Source organism: Pseudoflavonifractor sp. HCP28S3_F10, assembly GCF_052065415.1.
In the GTDB taxonomy this organism is placed as follows: domain Bacteria; phylum Bacillota; class Clostridia; order Oscillospirales; family Oscillospiraceae; genus Pseudoflavonifractor_A.
On record NZ_JBQHUB010000076.1, the window covers coordinates 1 to 679 of the forward strand.

The 679-nt window shown below is 54.1% G+C and carries 1 pseudogene; it reads left to right on the forward strand.

Annotated elements, in window-relative coordinates:
• Positions 1-679: pseudogene (locus ACTNBZ_RS14365) on the forward strand (tetracycline resistance ribosomal protection protein Tet(W)); the annotation flags it as partial.

Sequence of the window (679 nt, forward strand, 5' to 3'; positions counted from 1 at the left end):
TTGAAACAGTGGTAAAGGAACCCTCCGTCATTTATATGGAGCGGCCGCTCAAAGCAGCCAGCCACACCATCCATATCGAGGTGCCGCCCAACCCGTTTTGGGCATCCATAGGACTGTCTGTTACACCACTCTCGCTTGGCTCCGGTGTACAATACGAGAGCCGGGTTTCGCTGGGATACTTGAACCAGAGTTTTCAAAACGCTGTCAGGGATGGTATCCGTTACGGGCTGGAGCAGGGCTTGTTCGGCTGGAACGTAACGGACTGTAAGATTTGCTTTGAATACGGGCTTTATTACAGTCCGGTCAGCACGCCGGCGGACTTCCGCTCATTGGCCCCGATTGTATTGGAACAGGCATTGAAGGAATCGGGGACGCAGCTGCTGGAACCTTATCTCTCCTTCATCCTCTATGCGCCCCAGGAATACCTTTCCAGGGCTTATCATGATGCACCGAAATACTGTGCCACCATCGAAACGGCCCAGGTAAAAAAGGATGAAGTTGTCTTTACTGGCGAGATTCCCGCCCGCTGTATACAGGCATACCGTACTGATCTGGCCTTTTACACCAACGGGCGGAGCGTATGCCTTACAGAGCTGAAAGGATATCAGGCCGCTGTCGGTCAGCCGGTCATCCAGCCCCGCCGTCCAAACAGCCGCCTGGACAAGGTGCGCCATATGTT